15 protein-coding genes are annotated in these 15,786 nt (G+C 69.1%); 8 read left to right on the forward strand and 7 right to left on the reverse strand.

Annotated elements, in window-relative coordinates; all coding sequences use genetic code 11:
- Positions 1 to 14: 14 nt before the first annotated feature.
- Positions 15 to 1,562 carry a tRNA (N6-isopentenyl adenosine(37)-C2)-methylthiotransferase MiaB gene (miaB, locus tag ON34_RS16870; protein ID WP_051022769.1) on the reverse strand — a complete coding sequence of 516 codons (1,548 nt, stop codon included), beginning with the start codon at positions 1,560 to 1,562 and terminating at the stop codon, positions 15 to 17.
- A gap of 262 nt (positions 1,563 to 1,824) precedes the next feature.
- Here miaB and ON34_RS16875 point away from each other — a divergent pair, with 262 nt between their 5' ends.
- The 7 genes from ON34_RS16875 to ON34_RS16905 all read left to right on the forward strand — a co-directional run bounded on the left by ON34_RS16875 (position 1,825) and on the right by ON34_RS16905 (position 8,705).
- Positions 1,825 to 2,553 carry an amino acid ABC transporter ATP-binding protein gene (locus ON34_RS16875; RefSeq protein ID WP_040780508.1) on the forward strand — a complete coding sequence of 243 codons (729 nt, stop codon included), beginning with the start codon at positions 1,825 to 1,827 and terminating at the stop codon, positions 2,551 to 2,553.
- 51 nt (positions 2,554 to 2,604) lie between these two features.
- Positions 2,605 to 3,441, forward strand: coding sequence for a glutamate ABC transporter substrate-binding protein (locus tag ON34_RS16880; protein WP_040780422.1), 837 nt, complete (start codon positions 2,605 to 2,607; stop codon positions 3,439 to 3,441).
- Between the two features lie 104 nt (positions 3,442 to 3,545).
- Positions 3,546 to 4,226 (forward strand): amino acid ABC transporter permease, encoded by a 681-nt coding sequence (locus ON34_RS16885; RefSeq protein WP_040780425.1) that lies wholly within the window; start codon positions 3,546 to 3,548, stop codon positions 4,224 to 4,226.
- Entirely contained in the window at positions 4,223 to 5,125 is a 903-nt protein-coding gene (locus ON34_RS16890; protein WP_040780427.1) for an amino acid ABC transporter permease, read from the forward strand. Before ON34_RS16885 ends, ON34_RS16890 begins: the two co-directional genes overlap by 4 nt.
- A gap of 278 nt (positions 5,126 to 5,403) precedes the next feature.
- Positions 5,404 to 6,924 (forward strand): flavin monoamine oxidase family protein, encoded by a 1,521-nt coding sequence (locus ON34_RS16895; protein WP_040780429.1) that lies wholly within the window; start codon positions 5,404 to 5,406, stop codon positions 6,922 to 6,924.
- On the forward strand, positions 6,914 to 8,308 hold the full coding sequence (locus tag ON34_RS16900; protein ID WP_040780431.1) for a DMT family transporter: 1,395 nt from the start codon (positions 6,914 to 6,916) through the stop codon (positions 8,306 to 8,308). The genes ON34_RS16895 and ON34_RS16900 overlap by 11 nt, the downstream gene beginning before the upstream one ends.
- On the forward strand, positions 8,253 to 8,705 hold the full coding sequence (locus ON34_RS16905; protein ID WP_040780433.1) for a GlcG/HbpS family heme-binding protein: 453 nt from the start codon (positions 8,253 to 8,255) through the stop codon (positions 8,703 to 8,705). The genes ON34_RS16900 and ON34_RS16905 overlap by 56 nt, the downstream gene beginning before the upstream one ends.
- A gap of 358 nt (positions 8,706 to 9,063) precedes the next feature.
- On the opposite strand, the gene recX is transcribed toward ON34_RS16905, so the two are convergent.
- From recX to ON34_RS16920, 3 genes are all read right to left on the reverse strand, one after another.
- Entirely contained in the window at positions 9,064 to 9,642 is a 579-nt protein-coding gene (recX, locus tag ON34_RS16910) for a recombination regulator RecX (protein ID WP_245548076.1), read from the reverse strand.
- A 406-nt stretch (positions 9,643 to 10,048) separates the two neighbouring features.
- On the reverse strand, positions 10,049 to 11,089 hold the full coding sequence (gene recA / locus ON34_RS16915; RefSeq protein ID WP_040780434.1) for a recombinase RecA: 1,041 nt from the start codon (positions 11,087 to 11,089) through the stop codon (positions 10,049 to 10,051).
- A gap of 170 nt (positions 11,090 to 11,259) precedes the next feature.
- Positions 11,260 to 12,282, reverse strand: coding sequence for an Lrp/AsnC family transcriptional regulator (locus tag ON34_RS16920; RefSeq protein ID WP_040780436.1), 1,023 nt, complete (start codon positions 12,280 to 12,282; stop codon positions 11,260 to 11,262).
- A 98-nt stretch (positions 12,283 to 12,380) separates the two neighbouring features.
- Here ON34_RS16920 and ON34_RS16925 point away from each other — a divergent pair, with 98 nt between their 5' ends.
- The gene (locus tag ON34_RS16925) at positions 12,381 to 13,790 is read left to right on the forward strand and encodes an MFS transporter (protein ID WP_245548069.1); all 1,410 of its coding nucleotides are present in this window, start codon (positions 12,381 to 12,383) and stop codon (positions 13,788 to 13,790) included.
- A gap of 61 nt (positions 13,791 to 13,851) precedes the next feature.
- Here the strand turns inward: ON34_RS16925 and ON34_RS16930 are convergent, their stop codons facing one another.
- Genes ON34_RS16930 through ON34_RS16940 form a run of 3 tightly spaced genes read right to left on the reverse strand, consistent with a single transcriptional unit; the run spans position 13,852 to position 15,706 of the window.
- Entirely contained in the window at positions 13,852 to 14,301 is a 450-nt protein-coding gene (locus tag ON34_RS16930; RefSeq protein ID WP_040780438.1) for a nuclear transport factor 2 family protein, read from the reverse strand.
- A gap of 26 nt (positions 14,302 to 14,327) precedes the next feature.
- A complete protein-coding gene (locus tag ON34_RS16935) occupies positions 14,328 to 15,212 on the reverse strand; it encodes a pyridoxamine 5'-phosphate oxidase family protein (RefSeq protein WP_040780439.1) in 885 nt (294 codons plus the stop codon).
- A 32-nt stretch (positions 15,213 to 15,244) separates the two neighbouring features.
- Complete coding sequence (locus ON34_RS16940; RefSeq protein WP_040780441.1) at positions 15,245 to 15,706, reverse strand: VOC family protein; 462 nt, start codon at positions 15,704 to 15,706, stop codon at positions 15,245 to 15,247.
- Between the last annotated feature and the right edge of the window lie 80 nt (positions 15,707 to 15,786).

Consider the following 15,786-nt stretch of genomic DNA (forward strand, 5'->3'; position numbering starts at 1 on the left):
GTCCGGCCTGGTGGTCATGCGCCGCAGCCGGTCGAGCAGCCCGCGGCCGCCGGCTCCGGGGCGGGCGCGCCGATCCGCGGCAGACCCAGCCCCACGCCGATGGGCTCGGTCTTCGGCGTGACGCCGCGCTCGTGCGCGTCACCGGCGCGGGTGCGGCGATGGGTCTTGACCGCGGCGTCGGCGATCAGATGGTGCGGGGCGGCGCCGGTGATGTCGACGGTGACCAGATCGCCGGGGCGGATCGGCTCCGCGGTGTCGCCGGGGCGGAAGTGCACCAGCCTGCCGTCGCGGGCGCGGCCGCTCATCCTGGCGGTCGCGGCGTTCTTCCTGCCCGCCCCCTCGGCGACCAGCAGCTCCACCTCGGTGCCGATGAGTTCCTGGTTGGCGGCCAGGGAGATCTGCTCCTGCACCGCGATCAGCCGGTCGTAGCGCTCCTGCACGACGGCTTTGGGCAGCTGATCGGGCATGTCGGCGGCGGGCGTGCCGGGGCGCTTGGAGTACTGGAAGGTGTAGGCGCTGGTGAAGCGCGCGCGGCGGACCACGTCCAGGGTTTCCTGGAAGTCCTCCTCGGTCTCGCCGGGGAAGCCGACGATGATGTCGGTGGTGATCGCCGCGTGCGGCATCGCGGCGCGCACCTTGTCGATGATGCCCAGGTAGCGGGCCTTGCGGTAGGAGCGCCGCATGGCCTTGAGCACCCGGTCCGATCCGGACTGCAAGGGCATGTGCAGCTGCGGGCAGATGTTCGGGGTCTCGGCCATCGCCTCGATCACGTCATCGGTGAACTCGGCCGGGTGCGGCGAGGTGAAGCGAACCCGCTCCAGGCCGTCGATGCTTCCGCACGCGCGCAGCAGCTTGGCGAACGCGCCGCGGTCGCGCGGCTCGGCCGGGTCGGCGAACGACGCGCCATAGGAGTTCACGTTCTGGCCGAGCAGGGTCACCTCGAGCACGCCCTGGTCGACCAGCGCCTGCACCTCGGCGAGCACGTCACCGGGGCGGCGGTCGACCTCCTTGCCGCGCAACGAGGGCACGATGCAGAAGGTGCAGGTGTTGTTGCAGCCGACCGAGATGGACACCCAGCCCGCGTAGGCCGATTCGCGCTTGGCGGGCAGGGTGGACGGGAACGCCTCCAGCGACTCCAGGATCTCCACCTGGGCTTCCCGGTTGTGCCGGGCCCGCTCCAGCAGCACCGGCAGCGAGCCGATGTTGTGCGTGCCGAAGACCACGTCCACCCACGGCGCTTTGCGCACCACGACGTCGCGGTCCTTCTGCGCCAGGCAGCCGCCGACGGCGATCTGCATGCCGGGTCGACTCGCTTTGATCGGCGCCAGGTGGCCGAGCGTGCCGTAGAGCTTGTTGTCGGCGTTCTCGCGCACCGCGCAGGTGTTGAACACCACGAGGTCGGCCGTCGCGCCGGGCGCGGCCTTGACGTATCCCGCGTCCTCCAGCAGGCCCGACAAGCGTTCGGAATCGTGCACGTTCATCTGGCAACCGAAGGTGCGGACCTCGTAGCTGCGTGCTGTGCCCTCCGCGGGAGTCCACACTGCCTGTCCGATCGAATCCACCCATCCAGGGTACGGGGCCGCCTCCGGCGGGTTTCGCTGGCATCGGTGCAGGCCCTCGGGCAATTCTCCGGCGATCCGAGCCGGGGGCCGATAGGTTGCGGCGATGTGTCAAATCGGCGTGTCGCGACGGTGTGTCGCCGAAACTCGGGCAAATCCCCGTTTTTTGCTTAAGGTCTTGACCATGACCGATGACGCCGCCATCCCCGACACGACCGGGGACGCTCCTGCCGGGGCCGTCAGCGCCGCTACCAGCGCGCCGCCGATGATCTCGATGCACAATGTGGACAAACACTTCGGCGACCTGCACGTACTCCAGGACATCACCCTCGAGGTCCCCAAAGGGCAGGTCGTCATCGTTCTGGGCCCCTCGGGTTCCGGCAAGTCGACGCTGTGCCGCACCATCAACCGCCTGGAACCCATCGACTCCGGCGACATCGCCATCGACGGCGTCCCGCTGCCCGCCGAGGGCCGCGCGCTGGCCGCGCTGCGCGCCGATGTCGGCATGGTGTTCCAGTCGTTCAACTTGTTCGCGCACAAGACGATCCTGGAGAACGTCATGCTCGCGCCGATCAAGGTCCGCAAGATCAAGAAGGACGCCGCCCGCACCCGGGCCATGGAACTGCTCGACCGGGTCGGCATCGCAAATCAGGCCGACAAGTACCCTGCCCAGCTCTCCGGCGGGCAGCAGCAGCGCGTCGCGATCGCCCGCGCGCTGGCGATGAACCCTAAGGTGATGCTGTTCGACGAGCCGACCTCGGCGCTGGACCCGGAGATGGTCAACGAGGTGCTCGAGGTGATGGTGTCGCTGGCCAAGGACGGGATGACCATGCTGGTCGTCACCCACGAGATGGGGTTCGCCCGCCGCGCCGGAAACCGCGTGCTGTTCATGGCCGACGGCCAGGTGGTGGAGGACGCGCCGCCGGACGTCTTCTTCACCGCCCCCAAGTCCGAGCGCGCCAAGGACTTCCTGGGCAAGATCTTGAGCCACTGACCTGCCGGACACAGCGGCCAGCAACACCCACGAGAGGGAGAAGGAAACTCGATGAGGATCAACCGTGCCCTGCGAATCGGTGTCGGGGCGATCGCCCTGGCACTCGCCGCCGCGACCGCCACCGGCTGTGGCGGCGGCGGCGACAAATCCGCCCTTGACCACGCCAAGGACGGCAAACTGACCATCGGCATCAAGTTCGACCAGCCGGGTCTGGCTCTGCGCAACAAGGATGGCTCCTACAGCGGCTTCGACGTCGAGGTGGCCAAGTACGTCGCGGGCAAGCTCGGCGTGCAGCCCGAGAGCATCACGTTCAAGGAATCCCCCTCCGGCCAGCGCGAGACGCTGATCGAGAACGGCCAGGTCGACTACATCGTCGCCACCTACTCGATCAACGACCAGCGCAAGGAGAAGGTCGACTTCGCCGGTCCGTACTACGTCGCGGGCCAGTCGCTACTGGTGCGCGCCGACAACAACGCCATCAACGGCCCCGACGACCTGAAGGGCAAGAAGGTCTGCTCGGTGAAGGGCTCCACCCCGGCGCAGAACATCAGCAAGAACTTCCCCGACACGCAGTTGCAGGCCAACGACACCTATTCGCTGTGCCTCGAGGGCCTGCGCGCGGGTTCCTGGGACGCGGTGACCACCGACGACATCATCCTGGCCGGCTACGCCGCGCAGAGCACCGGCGCGTTCAAGGTGGTCGGCAAGCCGTTCACCACGGAGAACTACGGCATCGGGCTGAAGAAGGGCGACAAGGAACTGCGCGACAAGATCAACGACGCGATCGAGGCGATGATCGCAGACGGCTCGTGGAAGAAGGCGTTCGACTCCACCGTCGGCGCCTCGGGCTACCAGGCCCCGCAGCCGCCGACGGTGAACCGGTACTGAGTTCCTCCGTCTTCACCAGCACGGGTGTCCCGGCCCCGACCGGGCCGGGACACCCGCCGCACTTCCCCTGACCATCGAAACCCGATCGGAGGGACGCGTCCGTCGTGTTCGACCTGATCTCGAGGTACGACACCGAAATCCTCGAAGCCTTCTGGGTGACCATTCAGCTGACCGTGCTGTCGGCGATCGGCGCGCTGATCCTCGGCACCGTCGTCGCCGGGCTGCGGGTGTCTCCCGTGCCGGTGGCGCGCTGGGTCGGCACCGCCTACGTCACCATCTTCCGCAACACCCCGCTCACGCTGATCATCGTGTTCATGTCGCTGGGCCTCTACACCACGATGGGCTGGAGGCTCGCGGGTGAGGGCCCGGATTCGCTGGCGCAGAACAACTTCCGCTTCGCGGTCGTCGGCCTGAGCATCTACACCGCCGCCTTCGTCTGCGAATCGCTGCGCGCGGGCATCAACACCGTGCCGATGGGCCAGTCCGAGGCGGGCCGCTCGCTCGGCTTCGGCTTCCTGCAGAACCTGCGGCTGATCGTGTTGCCGCAGGCGTTCCGTTCGGTCATCGCGCCGCTGGGCAGTGTGCTGATCGCGCTGACCAAGAACTCCACCATCTCCTCGGCCATCGGCGTCGCCGAGGCCGCGACACTGATGGCGGAGATGACCGAGACCGAGGCCGCGGTGCTGGCGATCGGCGCGATCTTCGCGCTCGGCTTCGTGATCCTGACCCTGCCGACCGGCCTGTTCTTCGGCTGGCTGGCCAAGCGTTACGAGGTGGCCCGATGAGCTCAGGTGCTTCGGTTCTGTTCGACGCGCCGGGCCCGAAGGCGAGGCTGCGCAACAACGTCTACTCGGTGCTGGTCGCGGCCGCCGTGGCCGCGGCCCTGTGGGTGCTCTACCGCGGGTTCGCCGACAAGGGACAGTTCACCGCCGAGAAGTGGAAGCCGTTCCTGGAGGCCGAGGTCTGGTCGACCTACCTGCTGCCCGGTCTCCGTGGCACCGTCGTCGCGGCGCTGCTGTCGATCGTGCTCGCGTTGATCCTCGGCATGATCTTCGGCGTGCTGCGGCTGTCGGAGCATCGTGCCGTGCGCTGGGTGGCGGGCACGATCGTCGAGGTGGCGCGCGCCATCCCGGTGCTGATCCTGATGATCTTCCTGTTCGCGGTGTACTCCGACTACGACCTGTTCAAGTCCGAGGATCTCGCGCTCGCCGCGGTGGTCACCGCGCTGACCATCTACAACGGCTCGGTCATCGCGGAGATCGTCCGGGCGGGCATCCGGTCGCTGCCGAAGGGACAGACCGAGGCGGCCGTCGCGCTGGGCATGCGCAAGGGCCAGCTGATGCGCTTGATCCTGTTGCCGCAGGCGATCACGGCGATGCTGCCCGCGCTGGTCTCGCAGATGGTGGTCGCGCTCAAGGACTCGGCGCTGGGTTACCAGATCACCTACGTCGAAATCGTGCGCTCGGGCCAGCAGCTCGGCGCGGCCGAGCAGAACACCGTCCCGGCGCTGATGGTCATCGCGGTCGTCATGATCGCGCTCAACAGCGCGCTGACCCAGGTGGCGACCAAGCTGGAACAGCGACTGCGGGCACGCAAGCGCGGGAAGGGCGCAGGCGCCGTCGTCGCCGCGGATTCCATCATCACCGACGCGGCGCCCGGCGTCGACATCGGCACGAAACCGTGAGTTCGGCGAGCACAAGCGGTGGGATGATCTGAACCTGGAGGCGGTGCGGGAGATCCCGCGCGAACTGGAGCGGCGCGAACTCGCCGGAGAGAAGCTCTCCGGCGAGCCCTGAACGCGGCATCGAGCGGCTTGCCGCACCGGGATGGTTGCGCTCGAGCTGAGCGCAACACTCGTCCCGTCGGCGGCTGCACGCCAATCTCGTAGGCAGACAACCGATCCCGGTAGCCGACCGGTGAGACGGTCAGCAGTGCTTCATGCCGACGGGGAGTTGATGATCGATGACCAGCCGTACCTCTGACCGCCTTTTCGACGAGAGCTTCGCGTTCCCTGGCGAGTTGCGCCGCCCCGGGTATTCAGGCCCCGCGCGTGTCGCCGTGATAGGCGCGGGCGCCAGCGGCCTGGCCGCCGCCTACGAGCTGCAACGGCACGGCCTCGACGTCACCGTGTACGAGCGCGCCGCACGCCCCGGCGGACGGATTCGCACCTGGCGGTTCTGGGACGGCACCCACGGCGAGCTCGGCGCGATGCGGATTCCGGGCAATCACCGGTGCACATTGCACTACGTCGAGGAGTTCGGCTTGGCCACGAGGCCTTTCGTCAACGCGAATCCGGACGCCTACTATCACCTGCGCGGACGGCGGGTCCGCCGGTCGCGGGTGGGCGAGGTGCTGACCGCCTATCACCTGCGCGCGGCCGAGCGAACCGACCCGCTGCTGGTGCTCGAACAGTTGCTGCGCGACGCCTGGCAGGGGCTCGGCGACCATCGGCGCAAGGCGCTGCTGGCCGGTGACGTGGCCGATCCCGAACTGGACCGGCTCGCCGCGACCTCGCTGTGGCAGTTCGCCAGCCAGCGTCTCTCACCGGACGCCTGGGATCTGATCGGACACGCCAGCGGGCTGCTGCACTACGAGCACGCCTCGCTGCTGGAGGTGCTGGTCGACTACTTCGGGCTGTTCAATGTCGACCAGCTGGAGCTGGTGGACGGAACCGACGCGCTCATCCGCGGTTTCACCGACGCGCTGCGCCCGGGCAGCCTCCGGCTGGCCACTCGCATCACCGAACTGCACGTCACCGCCGACGGCGTGCGGCTGCGGGGCGAGCGGCACGGCGCTCCGCTCGCCGACGAGGCCGACTTCGTGGTCTGCGCGATACCCGCGCCCGGCCTCGACCAGATCGACATCTACCCCGCGCTACCGGCACATCAGCGGCAGGCGATCCGCGGCATCAGCTATGCCAGCAGCACCAAAACGCTCGTGCACGTGAGCGAGCGGCGCTGGGAGCACGTCGACGGGATCTTCGGCGGCGGCAGCTTCACGGATCTCCCGATCCAGCAGGTGTGGTACCCGTCGGACAACGCCGAGCCGGTGCCCGGCGATTCCCGCTGGGCCGCGCAGGATCCCGGTCGCTCGCACGCCCCGGCCGTGCTCACCGCCGCCTACCTGTGGGAGAACAACGCCAGGCGGTTCGCGGCGCTGCCCGAAAGCGACCGCACCAGGGTCGTGCTCGCCTCGCTCGAACAGCTGCACCCCGGTCTGTCCGCCGCGGTGGACGACGTCGTGCACTGGACCTGGGACGAGCAGGTAGGTATCGGCGGCGGCGCGTTCGCCTACCTGGCGCCCGGGCAGCATTCGCGGTATCTCGCGGGCATCGGTGCCCCGCATCCTCTCCCGGCACCGCAGGTGTTCTTCGCGGGCGAACACCTCTCGGTCGCGCACGCCTGGATTCAGGGCGCGCTGCAATCGGCGCTGGAGTCGGTGCGCCAGGTGCTGGATCAGGTGAGCGTGTCGCGTGCGGCTTGACCGCGCCACCTGGCTGCTCGCCTCGGTCAGCGCCGTGTGGGGCGCCAGTTACACCGTCACCGGCTGGGGTCTGCGCGAGCTGGATGTGGTGACCTACAACGCGATCCGTTTCGCGGCGGCGGCGCCGCTGCTGCTGTTGCTGGTGCTCGTCGTGGAAGGCCGTCCCGCCATCGGCCGCCGCTGGTGGCCGCGTCTGGCGCTGTCGGCCGCGATCGGCATCGTGGCCTATCAGCTGACCTTCAGCGCCGCCGTGGCCCTCACCACGGTTACCGAGTCCTCCGTTTTGATCGCGCTGTCTCCCTTCTGGACCGCGCTGTTCGCCCGGCGGGCGGGTGAGCCGGTCCGCGGCGCCGTGCTGATCGGCGCGACCGTGGCGATGGTCGGCGTCGTCCTGGTGGTCCTCGGCCGCGACACAAACCATTCCGCACCCCACCGCGTCCTCGGCGATCTGTCCGCCCTTGCGGCGGCCGCGCTGTGGGGCTCCTACCCGGTCATCACCCGGCCACTACTGAAAGACCACAGCCCTCTCCGCGTGACGGCTTGGGCTTCGGCGATCGGCGCGGCCGTCCTGCTTCTGACGGCCATCACGCTCTCGACGCTGGACGACACCACGAATGCGAAAGAGACTGCCGCCCACTCCTATCGGGCTGCGCGTGCCGACCCTCCATATAGCTCCCCGATGGAGCTGGACGGGGTAATGCAAACAGTCTCCAGCTGGCCACACAGCGCGACCACCGCCGAGACCGATCCGCGTATCGCCACAAGCGGTCCGCTGGTGGCATCGAACGGTGCCGCCAGCGGAAAAGGTCCTGTGGGGCAATCGAATCGGGCCGCAGCGACATTCTCGGACCCGGCTGACACGATCGCTCTGAACGCACCGGACACCGCGACTGTGGTCAAGGAGCGGCGAATCGCCGCCCCCTCGAGCGGGCCACAAGGTGCGGGACATCCGGCGGGCCAGGGCGAACTGGACGCGCACGACCGTGCGAATTCTGATCCGCCCCCGCGAGCGGGGCATGTGGTGGCGCGCGGAGCGCCCCTGGAGACGACGTGGGCGGGACTGTCCGGGCTGACGGTGATTTCGCTGGTGTTCTCCGTACTTGCCGTAACCGTGTACGGGCTGGTGGCGTGGTATTGGGGCGTCCGGCGGGTGGGGTCGGCACAGACCATGGTCTTCATGTTCGCGGTGCCGGTCGCGGCGGCGGTGTTCGCCGTCGCGGTCGGCGCCGAGCGCATCACCGGGCTGCAGGTCGCCGGTGCGGGCTTGGTGCTCGCGGCGCTGGCCTACAGCCAACGCAATCCGAAGGTTCTCGACACAGGAGTACGAAATGACGATCACGACGAACGCGATCACGCTGGAACGCGCGACGCTCATCATCACTGAGGCACTGGCGTTCGGCGCGGCACAGGGATTCGATCCGCTCACTGTCGCGGTGCTCGACCCCGGCGGCCACCTCGTCGCCCTGCAACGTCAGGACGGCTCGGGCATCCTGCGCCCGCAGATCGCGATCGCGAAGGCTTGGGGCGTGCTCGGCTTGGGCGTCTCCAATCGTGAGATCGCGCGTCGCGCCGCCGCCGCGCCGACCTTCTTCACCTCGGTGGCCGCGCTCGCCGAGGGACGCATCCTCGACGTGCCCGGCGGCGTCTTCATCCGGGACGCGGCAGGCGGGCTGCTGGGTGCGGTGGGTTCCACCGGCGCCGCCACGTCTCTCGAGGACGAACGCGCGGCGGTGGCGGGCATCGAGGCCGCCGGTCTGGTCGCCGACACCGGTGAGGTCTAGACCGACGATGCCACACCCGAATCCCGCTCGGCGTTGCACGTCCGCGGCGGCGGTACGACGGTTCGAGACCTCGACCGCCGCGGGCCGTGCCCCGATCGGCTGTTCCAGCACCGACAACCAGCAAACCGACCGAAAACGCCGCAGCCGCCCGAGATTCCGGTAGGCGACCGCGCCGCCACAGCGGTCGGCACCAATCGATTGTCCGCATCACGCATGCCGACCAGCGTGGACGCAGTTGTGAGCGGGATGCCCCCTAGTCGCGTTGCGCGTCCTTCGGCGGCGCAGCTCGCCTTTGCTGCCACCGTGCTCAGGCGAGCGGTGGCCGCAGCACGCATTACGCCGTCCGCTCGCCGTGCCATCAGTCGATGGGGTCGATGGGATCGCTTTCGACGCCATCGTCGGTCAGTGCCGCCTTGACCACTCGGTAGGCCGTGGACTGGCCGTAACCGCGGCGGGCGAGCATGCCGACGAGTCGGCGAATCGCCTTGTCGCGGTCCAGGTCTCGCGGCAGAGACCGCATTTTGCGGCGGACCAGCTCGGCGGCGCGGGATTCCTCGTCGTCGACGGTGATCCCCGCGAGGGCGGATGCGGCATCCGATTGCGCGACGCCTTTGCGCCGGAGCTCCTGCGCCAGCGCCTGCTTGCCTTTGCCGGAGAAGGTGTGGCGGGAGTGCACCCACTGCTCGGCGAAGGCGGCGTCGTCGACGAGACCGACCTCGGTCAGGCGATCGAGCGCCCGTTCGCTCACGTCGGGCGAGTACCCCTTGGCGGCCAGGCGCCCGGCCAGCTCGGCTCGGCTGCGAGCACGCACGGCGAGCAAGCGAAGACACACCTCTTTCGCCTGCTCGACCGTCCCGCCCGGTGGGTCGCGGTACGCAGAGGACCTGCTCGCAGCTGTTTCCGTGTCGGGCGGACCCGACTCGGGCCGGGCCACCACCGGATCCACCCAGCGGCCTTCGGCTTGGTCGACGTCGTCGGACTGTAAATCACTGTGCCGAAACGTATTCCGGCGTCCCCGACGGGACCCGGTCGAGCGCGCCCGCTGCGGATCGGGCGCGCTCGACCGCGTTCCCATGGTGTCCACCTCGGCCGAACCACCATCGGCCGATCGGACTGGTCTCGGTTTCCGCTCCTCCGACCGGAATCCGGCGGTCACCGGACCCACTGATCGGCCTGCGGCAGTCGGCAATGCCGAGTCGTCCTCGCGGGCACGCGACCTGCCTGCTGTTGTCCCGGCGTCATCGACACCGAGACGAGCCAGCTGACGCCGCATGTCCGCGATCGGATCGGAGGGCGGCTTCGCACGCGCGCCCCGACCCGACGACCGCCGACTGTTCATCGACTCAGAAATCGGCAGGCACCTCGGCCGCGTCGGCCGTCACGTCGGCGCCGATGCCGAGCTTCTCCTTGATCTTCTTCTCGATCTCGTCGCGGACGTCGACGTTCTCCAGCAGGAACTTGCGGGCGTTCTCCTTGCCCTGACCGAGCTGATCGCCCTCGTAGGTGTACCAGGAGCCGGACTTGCGGATGAAGCCCTGCTCGACGCCCATGTCGATGAGCGAGCCCTCCTTGGAGATGCCGTGCCCGTAGAGGATGTCGAACTCGGCCTGCTTGAACGGCGGCGAGACCTTGTTCTTCACGACCTTCACGCGGGTGCGGTTGCCCACCGCGTCGCTGCCGTCCTTCAGCGTCTCGATGCGGCGCACGTCCAGGCGCACCGACGCGTAGAACTTCAGCGCCTTACCACCGGTGGTGGTCTCCGGGGAGCCGAACATCACGCCGATCTTCTCGCGCAGCTGGTTGATGAAGATCGCGGTGGTGCCGGAGTTGTTCAGCGCGCTGGTCATCTTCCGCAGCGCCTGGCTCATCAGGCGGGCCTGCAGACCGACGTGGCTGTCGCCCATCTCGCCCTCGATCTCCGCGCGCGGCACCAGCGCGGCCACCGAGTCGATGACGATGATGTCGATGGCGCCGGAGCGCACCAGCATGTCGGCGATCTCCAACGCCTGCTCACCGGTGTCGGGCTGGGAGACGAGCAGCGCGTCGGTGTCGACGCCGAGCTTGCGGGCGTAGTCGGGGTCGAGCGCGTGCTCGGCGTCGATGAACGCCGCCACACCGCCCGCGGCCTGCGCGTTGGCCACCGCGTGCAGCGCGACAGTGGTCTTACCCGAGGATTCCGGACCGTAGATCTCGACGATGCGGCCGCGCGGCAGGCCGCCGATGCCCAGTGCGACGTCGAGCGCGATCGAACCGGTGGGGATCACCGAGATGGGCTGGCGCGCCTCCTCGCCGAGGCGCATGACGGCGCCCTTACCGAAGCTCTTCTCCACCTGGGCCAGCGCGAGCTCGAGCGCCTTGTCCCGGTCGTACGCCTGTGGTGCCATGTCCTGATCCCCTCTTCGACGGGTAAGTCTCGTTCTGTGGTTGGCGCCTACAGTAGAGCGCGGCACCGACAAGTTCTGCCGACAAGACTAGACGAACAGGTGTTCGAGTCAAGCGACGCGCCCGGCGACACCCCGCACCGTCCGCGCCACCCTCGGCAAACGCCGCGCGATCACCGCACCAGCGCGATCCGATCGGTATCCAGCAGCGTCTGCGCCTGTTTGAACACGCGCAGTGAGGGCGCCACCTCGAGGCCGGTGATCCCGTCCAGCGCGCCGAGCCGCTCGGTGACATACCGGTACAGGTGCGCGGTGTCGCGGCAGATGATCGACGCCATCAGATTGAACGACCCCGTGGTTGCGGCCACGTAGACGATCTCGGGATGCGCCGCCATCGCCCGCCCCACCGCGTCCAGATCGGCCGGACGCACGCGCAACCACAGGGCACCGCGCACGCCATAGCCCATCCGCTCGATCGCGAAGTCGAGGTCGAAGTAGAGCACCCCGGCCGCCATCAGCTCGGCCATGCGCCGCGCGACCCGGGGCGCCGTCCATCCGGTTTCGGCCGCGAGCTGGGCGTACGGCGCACGACCGTCCCGCGCGAGCAGCGCCAGCATCGCCTCGTCCGCCGCGGACAAGTCCACGGGCGCGTCCGGTCCCTCACTCCCAGGACGGAACCGGGCCGGACCCAGCTCCTCGAGTTGCGCGGGGGTGAACAGATGCCGGTACCGCGGCCACTCCTCGTCGAGCGGAAACCGATGGATCACCTCGTGCGCGGTCAGCTCGAGCACCTGCGGAGCGCGCGGCAGGATGTGCAGCAGCAGCGCGTCGCGCCGTTCGACCGAGCGCGGCCTGCTCACACACGTCACCTCGGATCCGGTGGACAGCAACGTCACCCAGCTCAGATCCGGAAATCTGGCCAGCGACTCGGCCAGCCGCAGCGCCTTGTCCGGCGTCGATTTCAACCGCAGCATCCAGCGCGTGTGCCCGAGCGGAACCGCGTTCACCTGCCCCGCCACATGCAGGATCCCCCGCTCGCGCAGCGCGCGATAGCGCCGGGCCACCGTCTGTTCGGAGACACCGAGGATGCCGCCCAGCTTGGCGAACGGGATCCGGGCGTCCTGCGCCAGCGCGTGCATGATCTGCTTGTCCAGCACATCGAGTACGGAGGATTCCCCTGAGTCACTGCGGCGCATAGGAGGAATCTAACGTGGAATGCGGTCCAGCTAGGGGGATGCATTCGATTGCCGCACGCTTGGCGTCGAAATCATTCGAATCCGCCGTGGAGGCTCCCGTGAGGAAATGGCTCCCTCTGTTCGCCGCGTGCCTCGGCACGCTCATGCTGCTCATCGACGTCACCATCGTGAACGTCGCGCTACCCGACATCGCCGCTGATCTCGGCACCGGATTGTCCGGCTTGCAGTGGGTAGTGGACGGCTACGCGCTGGCGCTGGCCGCGCTGCTGCTGGTGCTCGGCTCGCTCGCCGACCGGGTCGGCGCCGAACGCGCGTATCTGGGCGGACTCGTCGTCTTCGCAGTCGCGTCGCTCGCCTGCGGTGTCGCCGAATCCGCGGCGATCCTCGTCGCGGCCAGGGCGCTGCAAGGCGTCGGCGGCGCGGCCATGTTCGCCACGACGCTCTCGCTGCTGCACGCGACCTACACCGGTCGCGATCGCGGCCTGGCCTTCGGCATCTGGGGCGCGGTCTCCGGTGCGGCCGCGGGAATCGGAGTCGTGCTCGGCGGGATTCTCACCGAGGCGCTGTCGTGGCGCTGGATCTTCTTGGTCAACCTGCCCATAGCGGTGCTGGCGATCGCGTTGAGCGCGACCGTGTTCCCGCCCTCGCGCCGCCGGGCGGATCGGCCGGTGGACGTGCCGGGCATGCTCTCCTTCGCGACCGCGGCGACGGCGATCACCTACGGTGTCATCCGCGGCGGCGAGCACGGCTGGACCGACGCGGCCGCGCTGACCGCGCTCGCGCTCGGCGCCGCCGCGACGCTGCTCTTCGGTCTCGTCGAATCCCGCGGTGCCGCACCGATGTTCCCGCTCGCGCTGGTGCGCAACCGCGATCTCGGCGCGACGCTGCTCGGCGCCTCCGGGCAGACCTTCGCCGCCTTCGCCAGCACTCCGCTGATCTCGCTGTGGCTGCAGCAGCATCTGCGCCTGTCGCCGCTGCACGCGGGCCTGGCGATGCTCCCGATGGCCGTGACCGGCTTCGTGGTGTCGGGCGCCTTCGGGCGGCTGCTGCACGACGTGGCGCCGAAGTGGACCATCGGCGCGGGCTTGGTGGTGCTCGGTCTGGGTACCGGGCTGCTCACGCTGATCGACGAGGGGTCCTCCTGGGTCGCGCTGCTTCCTGGATTCGTGGTGATCGGCGTCGGGATCGGCGTCAACGCGCCCGCGCTGGTGTCGGTCGGCATGGCGGCGGTGCCGCCGCAGCAGGGCGGCACCGCGGCTGGCGCGGTGAACACCGCCCGGCAGTTGGGGCTGGCGCTGGGCGTCGCGGTACTCGGCACCGTGTTCCGCGGCGTGGCCGGCACCGAGCAGCCGATGACGTTGCCGGACTTCGTCGCCGGGCTGGACGCGGCGTTGGCTGTCGCGGCCGCGGTGGGCGTCGCGTTCGGGCTCATCGCGTTCGGGCTGTTCCACCGGCAGCGTGCCCACGTCGACCCGGCCGGAGTCGAGGAGCACGCGGTCGCCGCCTGATCGGCGCCGACAACGCCTCGCCACCGCCGCATCAGACGATGCGGCGGTGGCGTTCGGGGTCCTACCGCTGGGGCAGCACCGACTCGTCGCCCGGCTCGCGCGGCCCGAGGATGCGCCGGTCGGACTCCTCGATCCGGACGTCGTTGATGCTGGCCTCGCGCCGGGACATCAGCCCGTCCGGCGCGAACTCCCACTGCTCGTTGCCGTAGCTGCGCCACCACCGGCCGGAGTCGTCGTGCCATTCGTACTGGAAACGCACGGCGATGCGGTTGCCTTCGAATGCCCACAGATCCTTGCGCAGTGCGTATCCGTTCTCGATGGACCACTTCCTGGTCAAGAACTCGACGATGGCGTCACGGCCGGTGAGGAACTCGTCGCGATTGCGCCACACCGAGTCCTCGGTGTACGCGGCGGCGACGCGCTCGGGATCACGGGTGTTCCAGGCGTCTTCGGCGGCCCGCACCTTGAGCCTGGCCGATGCCGCGTCGAACGGCGGTAGCGGAGGTCGCATGGGACGGCTCCCTTCTCATAGAGATTTCACGGGTTGACGGGCGAGAGCTCGGCGGCTCCCCAGCGCAGCGCTCCCCCACGCCGCTCGATCACTTCCTCGATGGTGAAGTCGATGGAGCACTGCGCGCCGGTGGCGAAAGTTTCCGGCCCCCAGACCAATTCGCCGGTGCCGGTCAGCTGGAGCGCCGCCCCGGTGGCCCAATCCGGGATCAGGATGCCGCATCGGGGATTCACCTCGATATTGCCGAGTGTCATGAACATCGAATTGCCCCGGTAATCCGGCCAGCGCAGCCGCGTGGGCGAAAGCACCTGCAGAAAGCCCGGATTCCCGCCGCGATGGGAGGCGTCCGCGTTGCCGTCCGCGTCGGCCGTCGCGACGAAGAACGTGTCGGCCGCCGCCACCGCGGCCTGCTGGTCCTGGTCGAGTTCGCCGCTGCGCCGGACCGTCGACGCCGCGGCTTCCGGCGTGTAGCTCTCGATCTCGCGGCGGGAGATGTACTTCGGGCAGTTCGAATACACCTGGTCGGTGACGATGCGCAGACCCGCGCCCTCCGGCGTCGATCTGCCGTTGACCCGCATCCGCCTGCGCCGCTGCGGTTGCAGGGCGATCATGCCGATGCCGGTGTGGTGTGTCAGCGTCTCGTGCAGCGGGTCGGCCGCGGCGGGCCGAGCGCCGACCATGATCGTCCGGTCGTCGACCGCGTGCACGAATCCCGGCGGACCGTCCAGCTCGCTCGCCCAGAGGCGGCCCGCCGCGTCGGCGGCGGCGAGCACCACCATCCGCTGTTCGGCCAGGAAGTCGGCGGCGACGGCGGGGATGTCGGGGCGGATCATGCGGCCGACCCGCTCGGCGATGTGCGCCTGGCCCATCCGGCGCTGGACGGCGACCTCCCCGGCATGGAACGGCTCCATCACACTCCTCCTGTCGCTTCGCGGCCGAGAGATCAGAAGAACCCGCAGGTCGGCGCGGCGCCGCTGGGTGCGGGTGCGGATTCGGCCCCGCTGGGGGCGTAGACCTCGAGCCGAATGCCGTCAGGGTCGGTGAAGAAGATGCCACCGGACGCAACACCCTCGCCGTGCGCCACCACCCCGTCATGGGCGAAGGCGACCGACAACTCGCGCAGCACCCGCTCCACCGCGCGCACTTGGTCGATGGTGTCGACCTGGAACGAGAGATGGTGCAGTCCCGGCGTTTCGGCGGAGAACGTGCCGTCGCTCTGCTCCCACAGCGTGACGACGAGCTTGCCTCCCGCGCCGAGGAAGGCCCAGCGGCGTTCGGCGTCGGAACTGGCGGCGAGCTGTTCGAAACCGAGGGCGCGGCGATAGAAGTCCACCGAGCGATCCAGATCGGAGACGTTCAGGCCGATGTGCCCGGTGGCGAGCTGAGGTGCGGCGACTGCGGTCATGGTGTTCCTCCTCGGAATGTTCAACCGTCTTTATCGGTTTAACTGGTTAGAACATACTGAGATCACGCCAGGCGTGTCAA

The organism is Nocardia pneumoniae NBRC 100136, assembly GCF_000308755.1.
In the GTDB taxonomy this organism is placed as follows: domain Bacteria; phylum Actinomycetota; class Actinomycetes; order Mycobacteriales; family Mycobacteriaceae; genus Nocardia; species Nocardia pneumoniae.

What these genes read in the sequence shown, in the direction of transcription:
- ON34_RS16895 (WP_040780429.1), top strand. Translation starts at nt 5,404, where the DNA reads ATGACCAGCCGTACCTCTGACCGCCTTTTCGACGAGAGCTTCGCGTTC.
- ON34_RS16930 (WP_040780438.1), bottom strand. Translation starts at nt 14,301, where the DNA reads ATGCGACCTCCGCTACCGCCGTTCGACGCGGCATCGGCCAGGCTCAAG.
- ON34_RS16935 (WP_040780439.1), bottom strand. Translation starts at nt 15,212, where the DNA reads ATGGAGCCGTTCCATGCCGGGGAGGTCGCCGTCCAGCGCCGGATGGGC.
- ON34_RS16875 (WP_040780508.1), top strand. Translation starts at nt 1,825, where the DNA reads ATGATCTCGATGCACAATGTGGACAAACACTTCGGCGACCTGCACGTA.
- ON34_RS16890 (WP_040780427.1), top strand. Translation starts at nt 4,223, where the DNA reads ATGAGCTCAGGTGCTTCGGTTCTGTTCGACGCGCCGGGCCCGAAGGCG.
- ON34_RS16920 (WP_040780436.1), bottom strand. Translation starts at nt 12,282, where the DNA reads ATGCGCCGCAGTGACTCAGGGGAATCCTCCGTACTCGATGTGCTGGAC.
- recA (WP_040780434.1), bottom strand. Translation starts at nt 11,089, where the DNA reads ATGGCACCACAGGCGTACGACCGGGACAAGGCGCTCGAGCTCGCGCTG.
- ON34_RS16880 (WP_040780422.1), top strand. Translation starts at nt 2,605, where the DNA reads ATGAGGATCAACCGTGCCCTGCGAATCGGTGTCGGGGCGATCGCCCTG.
- ON34_RS16905 (WP_040780433.1), top strand. Translation starts at nt 8,253, where the DNA reads ATGACGATCACGACGAACGCGATCACGCTGGAACGCGCGACGCTCATC.
- ON34_RS16940 (WP_040780441.1), bottom strand. Translation starts at nt 15,706, where the DNA reads ATGACCGCAGTCGCCGCACCTCAGCTCGCCACCGGGCACATCGGCCTG.